At 56.8% G+C, this 7,386-nt stretch carries 6 protein-coding genes; 2 read left to right on the forward strand and 4 right to left on the reverse strand.

The window, feature by feature from the left end:
• Window positions 1-61: 61 nt before the first annotated feature.
• The 4 genes from GH784_RS05290 to GH784_RS05305 form a co-directional block, all read right to left on the reverse strand.
• On the reverse strand, window positions 62-1,285 hold the full coding sequence (locus tag GH784_RS05290; protein ID WP_038493995.1) for an amidohydrolase/deacetylase family metallohydrolase: 1,224 nt from the start codon (window positions 1,283-1,285) through the stop codon (window positions 62-64).
• A 1-nt stretch (window position 1,286) separates the two neighbouring features.
• On the reverse strand, window positions 1,287-2,162 hold the full coding sequence (locus GH784_RS05295; protein ID WP_019564634.1) for an ABC transporter permease: 876 nt from the start codon (window positions 2,160-2,162) through the stop codon (window positions 1,287-1,289).
• A complete protein-coding gene (locus GH784_RS05300) occupies window positions 2,162-3,103 on the reverse strand; it encodes an ABC transporter permease (RefSeq protein ID WP_026330677.1) in 942 nt (313 codons plus the stop codon). The genes GH784_RS05295 and GH784_RS05300 overlap by 1 nt, the downstream gene beginning before the upstream one ends.
• A gap of 233 nt (window positions 3,104-3,336) precedes the next feature.
• Complete coding sequence (locus tag GH784_RS05305) at window positions 3,337-4,863, reverse strand: ABC transporter substrate-binding protein (RefSeq protein WP_026330678.1); 1,527 nt, start codon at window positions 4,861-4,863, stop codon at window positions 3,337-3,339.
• 515 nt (window positions 4,864-5,378) lie between these two features.
• On the opposite strand from GH784_RS05305, the gene GH784_RS05310 reads away from it, so the two are divergent.
• Window positions 5,379-6,503: a glycosyltransferase family 4 protein gene (locus GH784_RS05310; RefSeq protein WP_003510798.1), complete on the forward strand. Its 1,125-nt coding sequence runs from the start codon at window positions 5,379-5,381 to the stop codon at window positions 6,501-6,503.
• Window positions 6,504-6,785: 282 nt separating this feature from the next.
• Window positions 6,786-7,304, forward strand: coding sequence for a helix-turn-helix domain-containing protein (locus tag GH784_RS05315; protein WP_013761537.1), 519 nt, complete (start codon window positions 6,786-6,788; stop codon window positions 7,302-7,304).
• Window positions 7,305-7,386: the final 82 nt, after the last annotated feature.

Genomic DNA, 7,386 nt, shown 5'->3' on the forward strand with positions numbered 1-7,386 from the left:
GACGGGTATCCCTATTCTTTGCGGAAGACGGAGAGCATCCCTCCCCGCCGCTCCAGTCGGTTCAGCGCCAGGAATAGCCATGGCTGTGGCGCACGAGCTTGCGCGCTCTCGGGACATAGCGGCTGGCGGCAATGGCCTCCGCACCGATCACCGCATAGCGCGGCTCGAACAGCCGCTTGAGACGCGAAACGTCGCCGTTGGAATCGGTCGCCTCCAGATCGGCATCGACAAGATCGAAAACCGTGAAATCCGCGCGCTGGCCAACATCGAGGCGGTTTTCCATGTCGAGGCGGATGATGGAGGCCGGATTACGGGTGACGGCCTCGACGACATTTTCGAAGGGCATATCGACCGAAAGCAGCTTCGACATGGTCGTCGCCAGATCCCAGACGGGGAAATTCATCGAATGGCCATGCAAATCCGTGGAGATCGAGAAGGGCAAAAGGCCGCGCGCGATCGCCGCTTCCGCCACCTTGAAGGAGAAGGATGCACCGCCGTGGCCGATATCCAGCCGGATGCCTTCCCCCGCGCAGCGCTCCGCGAGGTTGAACAGGTCCTCGTCTTCCATGATGCTGGAGCCGGACTTGCCGTTGAAGCAATGGGTCACGACATCGCCGGGACCGAGAATTTCCAGCACCTCATCGTAGAGCGCAGGCGGTTCACCCACATGCACCATCATCGGCACTTTCAGGATCTTGGCGATCTTCTTGCCGAGTTTGACCGGCGTAACACCCCAGGAACCCGTAATGACATGGCTCGCCCGCACCTTGAGGCCAACGATATGTTCGCTGTTCTCGGCATAACATTCAAGGATGCGGTCGAGGTCGATATCCTTGATATCGCGAAGTTCCGGCACCCGGTTGCAGGCGACAAGCCCGATGGAGCCGAGATTGAGGAAGGCCTTGATGCGTTCCTTCGATGGTTCGATGATATATTCGCGAAAACCGTGGAAATTTGCTTCCCCTGCCGAACCGGCATCCACCAGCGTCGTCACGCCGCGCTCGGCCCCGCATTCTGAGGGGCGGATGGAGATATCGGTGCCGCCATGCCAGATATGCACGTGCAGATCCACCCAGCCGGGCGAGACGAATGCGCCCTTTGCGTCGATGCGCTGCGCATCCGCCGGCGCCTGAAGGGCAGGCCCAACCGCCACGACCTTGCCATCGCCGCCGATCAGGATATCGGTCTGGGCCTGTGGCGCCCCCTTTTCGAAGCCGACGGGTTTCACATTGGAGAGAAGAATGGGAGCTTGAAAAGGCGTTTTTGCCTGTTCACCGGACGTCATATTACAAATCCCTTCGCAGTCTTGGGTCGAGCATGTCCCGCAGCCCGTCGCCGACCATTTGCAGCGAGAGCACGGAAAGAATGATGGCAAAGCCGGGGAAATAGGTCATCCAGTCCGCCTGGCCGATATATTGGCGGCCGGCGGAGATCATGGTTCCCCAGGTCGGAATTTCGGGGCTGACACCCAGCCCCAGAAATGAAAGGCCGGCCTCGGCCAACATGGCGCTGGCGAAAAGGAAGGTGCACTGCACGAGGATCGGCGAGATCAGATTGCGCAGCACATGCCGCGTCATGATGTGGAAGGTGGAGATGCCGAGCGCCTTGGCCGCCTCCACATACGGCAATTCCCGGATAACCAGCGTCGAGGCGCGCACGATGCGGGCAAGGCGAGGCGAATAGACGACGGCAAGCGCAATGATTACCGTCGTCAGCGACGGCCCGAGTGCGGCCACTAGCGCGATGGCCAGCAAAATATCCGGAAACGCCATCATGGCATCGATCAGTCGCGCGATCGGCGTATCCAGTTTCTGGAAGAAACCGGCAAGCAGGCCGAGCGTGATGCCGATCAACGCCGAGAGCGCCACCACGGCGGCCCCCACCAGAAGCGACAGCCTTCCCGCAAAGATGGTACGGGAAAAAACGTCACGGCCGAACTCGTCGGTGCCGAACCAGTAGAGTTCGCTCGGCGGTTTCAGACGGTTGACGATCGACAGTTTCGACGGCGAATAAGGCGCGATCATCGGCGCGAAAACGGCGAGCAGCACGAAGACGAGCAGCACGATCAGACCGGCTGCGACCGTCTTGCGCTTCAACAGACGCCGAATGAACAGGATGGTCGGGTTGCGCGCCGGCTGGGCGGTGGAGGTGATATCGGCCATCAGTAACGAACCCTCGGATCGACCAGCAGATACAGCATGTCGATGGCAAAATTGATGAGGACGTAAAGCCCGGCGATGACGAGAAGCGCGCCCTGAATGACCGGATAATCGCGCCTCAACACGGCTGACACGACGAGATTGCCGACGCCCGGCAGGCCAAACACGGTTTCCGTAACGACCGCGCCGGAAATCAGCACGGCGGCGGTGAGACCAAGCACGGTGAGGATGGGGATGAGTGCGTTCTTCAGCGCGTGTTTCATCACCACCCGGCGTTCCTTGACGCCCTTGGCTCTGGCGGTACGGACATAGTCGTCGCCGAGAACATCAAGCATCGAGGCGCGGGTAAAGCGCAGAATGAGGGCGGAAGAAACGAGGCCGAGTGCGATGGCTGGCAAGGTCAGGTGATACATGCGCTCGAGGAAGCTTGCGCCCGGACCGCCATATCCCGACACCGGGAACATATCGAGCCGGACGGCGAAGAACTGCATGAGGATCAGGCCAAGCCAGAAGCTCGGAATGCTCGCCGCCAGCATCGCAATGGTTGTCGCTGCCTGATCCACGAAGGAACCGCGCCGGTAAGCGGCATAGATGCCGATGGGAAGCGCGATGGCACTGGCGATCAACAGCGAAAAGATCGTCAGGAAGAAGGTCGGTTCCGCCCGATCCAGAAGCGCCGATCCAACCGGCATGTTGAGGAAGATCGACTGGCCGAGATCACCGCGCAGCAATTGCCCGATATAGTAGACATATTGCACGCCAAGCGACTGATCTAGGCCAAGTCTGGTGCGCAATTCCGCAATGTCCTGTGCCGAGGCATCCGGCCCAAGCATCACCGCCGCCGGATCACCGGGCGTGACGCGCAGGATGAGGAAGACGATGGTGACGACGAGAAACATCACCACGATCATTCCGGCAAGTCTCTGGAAAATATACCGTATCACGTATGAATGCTCCGAAGCGCGTGATGGGCCGCTCTCACGCGGTTGAACAGAGTTGTCGACGAGTGCCGGTAACCCCGGCGCTCATGGCTGGAAAACTCCCGCCTCCGTCATGCCGGATCCGATCCGGCATCCAGCCACCGCGCGTCTGCGTGGTGAAGGCGTCCTCTTGCGGTCAAAGACTTGATCGCGCTGGACCCCGGATTCAGTCCGGGGTCACGGAGTGCGGAGCGGTCTTACTTCGTAACCGAAGCATTCCAGAAATAGGGCCAGGGAGCCGGATCGACGCCATCAAGCTTGTTGGACTTCGCCGCCACGGCGTTGAAGTCGCCGATCTTGATGAGCGGCAGCTCGTCATAAATCGTCTTCTGCACCTTGGCCCAGAGAGCAACGCGCTTCTCCGGATCAGCCTCCGAGGTGAAAGCGTCCACCGCCGCCTTGCGCGTCGGCGTGTCCCACCAGCCCGGCGAACCTGTGGAAAGCGCGCCAATCAGCGCCGGCTCCGGCAGGAAGGGGCTGTGGCTGATGTAGATATCCCAGAGCTTCGGGTCGGCACGGCGCTGCGTCAGCGTCGCCCAGTCCACCACCTGCATATCCACCTTGAAACCGGCAAGCTTCAGATACTCCGCTGCCACCTGCGCCATTTTGTAGTGGAACTCATACTGACGGCTGGTGAGGATGCGCAACGGCTCGCCATTATATCCGGCGGCCTTCAGCTTTTCGGCTGCGGCCTCCGGGTTGCCGACATTATAATTGCCTTCGACGCCCTCTTCCGAATGCCAGGAGAAATTGGACGGATAGTAGGCGCCATCAAGCGCATAGAAATCCGTGCTGCCGAACGCCGCCGCCAGCATGTCCTCCATGTTCAACGCTTCGGTCACCGCCTTGCGGACCTCAAGCTTGGAAGACAAACCTTCCTTGGTATTGAATACAAAGACCGGATAACCGAAGGGCTTCAGCATCAACGGCTGCGAGGCCGAGGAGGACTTCACCTTGGCGAAGGATTCCACCGGAATGGAATCGACGTAGTCATACTGGCCGGAAACAGCGGCCTCGACACGGGTATTCGGATCGGGAACCGGAACGAAACGGATTTCATCGAGATACTGATGGCGCGCACCGCCATATCCGTCACTTTCACCGTCACGAGACTTGTAGCCGTCGAAACGGACGAGCTGGATATATTGGTCCGCCTTGCGTTCCTTCAGCATATAAGGGCCGGTGCCGACAAATTCTGTCATCGGCTCAGCCTGCTTTTCAGCGGGCAGAATGATGGCTGCGGAGTTGTTGAAAGCAAGCAGCGAGGTTAGCGGCGCATAGGGCTGCTTGAGGGTGATTGTCACCGTCTCGGCATCAGGCGCGGAGATATTGTCGATGAAACCGGCGACCTGTTTTCCGCGTGATGCGATCTTCATCCAGCGGCCAAGCGAGGCGACGACATCTTCCGAGGTCATATCGCTGCCGTCATGGAACTTGATGCCCTTCCGCAGCTTGATCGTGTAGGTTTTGCCGTCCGCACTGATGTCAGGCAGGCTTTCCGCCAGAAGCGGCGTCACCTTCCACCCCTTGTCGAAGGTATAGAGCGTTTCGAAAATATGTTGCGTGACAATACCTACGAGATCGGCCGTCGAGGCCATGGGATCGAGTGTCGGCGGCTCGCCGATCGTGGCGACATTGATGACACCGCCCTTTTCCGCAGCCATCATCACGCCCGGCGCTAGCATCAAAGCAGCAGTGGCGAGAAATGCAAGTTTACGTCTCATTGTTAAGCTCCCAGCTCTTGGTTCCGACCTTATGAGTTCCATTATTATGTTATAGCAATCTTTATAACAGAATAACTCGATAAGACGCCTTGTCAATGACAATGCGGTGCGAGGAAGGGTTTCCAAGACAGGCGAAATGGAAGACGGGCCTTCGCAAGAGGCGGAAACGGAACGTAAGTCGATGGAAAACAGGCTATTTCGCCCGAAACACGGCGCGCGGCAAACACCGCTGCTGCCAGCCGGAACTGCGGAAACTACGGCTGGCTTTCAACTGGAAAACGAAGAGGAGGAATTAAGAGGCTTTGATATTTCGCATTTGCGAACAAAGTGCTATTGAGGATCAGACCAAGACCAGATTACGACAGACATAATCTCGCATTCTTATTAATCGTTACGTTATTCGCCTTCCCAGCCGTGTTTTTAAGGGCTGCAGACAGACCAGATATTCTAAACCGCCGAGCTTTATTCCGGGGCGGGTTATAAATTTTTATTACGTTGAAATTATTGAGGAAATCATGAAGACGGCAATCGTGCATGACTGGCTCACCGACAGAGGTGGGGCCGAAAAAGTGCTTCACAACCTTCTTGAGATCTATCCTGACGCGGATCTCTATTGCCTTGTCGATTTCATGAGCGATCGAGACCGGGGCTTTCTCGGTGGCAGGCCGGTCAACACCTCCTTCATCCAGAAACTGCCTTTCGCTCGTAAAAAATATCGCTCCTATCTGCCGCTGATGCCGCTGGCCGTCGAACAATTTGATCTCAGCGGCTACGATCTGGTGATTTCCTCAAGCTACGCCGTCGCCAAGGGCGTTATCACCGGACCCGGCCAGTTTCACGTCTCCTATATTCACAGCCCCATCCGTTACGCCTGGGATCTCCAGCACCAGTACCTGAAAGAATCGAAGCTTAGTCGCGGTTTCGCCTCGTGGATCGCCCGTGCCGTTCTTCACTATATTCGCATGTGGGACATCCGCACCGCCAATGGCGTCGATCTCATGACGGTCAATTCCAAATTCATTCGCAGCCGGGTTCGCAAATGCTACGGACGCGACTCTACGGTTATTTATCCGCCCGTGGATACTTCCCATCTCTCCCCTTCCGACCTGAAAGGCGATTATTTCGTCACGGCTTCGCGGCTGGTGCCTTACAAGAAGGTCCACCTCATCGTAGAAGCCTTTGCAAAAATGCCCGATAGACGACTGGTCGTCATCGGCGACGGCCCGGACATGAAACGCATCAAGGAAATCGCCACTCCCAATGTCGAGATCCTCGGTTTCGTCGGCAATGACGAGCTTCACAAATACATGGCGGAAGCCAAGGCATTCGTATTTGCCGCCGAAGACGATTTCGGCATCGTCCCGGTTGAATCGCAAGCGCTGGGAACACCCGTCATCGCCTATGGAAAAGGCGGTGTACTAGAGACCGTTGTTCCTCTCGGCGCCTCCAATCAGCCGACCGGCCTTTATTTCCGCGAGCAAACGCCTGAAGCCATCTGCGCTGCGGTGCAGGAGTTTGTCGATAACTCCGACAGTTTCGACAAGAACGCCTGTGTCGACAACGCCGCCCGCTTTTCAAGTGAACGCTTCCTGCGAGAATTTGCCGATACCGTGAATTTTGCGCTGGCCGAACGGGCCTGACATGCAATTTTCAAGGTCGAATATATCCATATTGGATATATTCTATTGACGTCGACAGAGACACTCATAGGTAAAGCGAGTGGCGTCACCGGCCTTCTCTTATCCAGCGCAGGCTCGCCGTCGCCTTGTCCGCAATGCAGTCGCCGTGCATAATGATTCCTCGTTGTGAGCGAGGCGGCCCTGACCGGCCTTACCTCATGAGTGATTTGGTCTTTGTACAAACAGAGGAATATCACAAATTGGTATCTAGTAAATACCAAATCGTGATATTTATGCGGAATTATGAGCAGGAAACGCGTCGAGCCAAAGACGCCGTTGGGAAAACGGCTGACCGAGGTCCGCGAAGCACTGAAATTTGACGAGCGTGAGCCATTTGCTGAGGCACTAGGCCTGACAGTTGCAATGCTTGGTTACTATGAACGGGGCGACCGTATTCCCGACGCTGGCGTTTTGGCGCTCTATCGTGAGCGGTTCGGCATCAATATAAGTTGGCTCGTGGCCGGTATGGGCGACATGTTTGACACGGCGCCAGCGGCACCTACTCTTGCCTACGACGTTGCCCTGCTGCAAAAAATCAGCGACCGGGTCGAGACGATCTTCGCGGAGTGTCGCCAAAAGTCGCCTACACGGTCTACAATAACGGAGGCCGCGCTTATTTATAACGAACTGGCCAAAACCATATCGGACATTCGCGACGTCCAGATGGTAGAGGCAATTTTACCCGTACTTCTGCTACGCTTCAGGGAGCGTATAACAACACCAGGATCGGGACTCGGCAAATACGAATCTTCAAGTTTTTAATATTAAGCATATTTATACAACTGCCACAATAGACAGATTTTTAACCTCATTCAATACTTCCGATACACGATTAGTATTTCAT

Source organism: Agrobacterium tumefaciens (assembly GCF_009649785.1).
Classification (GTDB): domain Bacteria; phylum Pseudomonadota; class Alphaproteobacteria; order Rhizobiales; family Rhizobiaceae; genus Agrobacterium; species Agrobacterium tumefaciens.

Coding starts and splice junctions, on each gene's coding strand:
- GH784_RS05290 (WP_038493995.1), bottom strand. CDS start 1,285: ATGACGTCCGGTGAACAGGCAAAAACGCCTTTTCAAGCTCCCATTCTT.
- GH784_RS05295 (WP_019564634.1), bottom strand. CDS start 2,162: ATGGCCGATATCACCTCCACCGCCCAGCCGGCGCGCAACCCGACCATC.
- GH784_RS05305 (WP_026330678.1), bottom strand. CDS start 4,863: ATGAGACGTAAACTTGCATTTCTCGCCACTGCTGCTTTGATGCTAGCG.
- GH784_RS05310 (WP_003510798.1), top strand. CDS start 5,379: ATGAAGACGGCAATCGTGCATGACTGGCTCACCGACAGAGGTGGGGCC.
- GH784_RS05315 (WP_013761537.1), top strand. CDS start 6,786: ATGAGCAGGAAACGCGTCGAGCCAAAGACGCCGTTGGGAAAACGGCTG.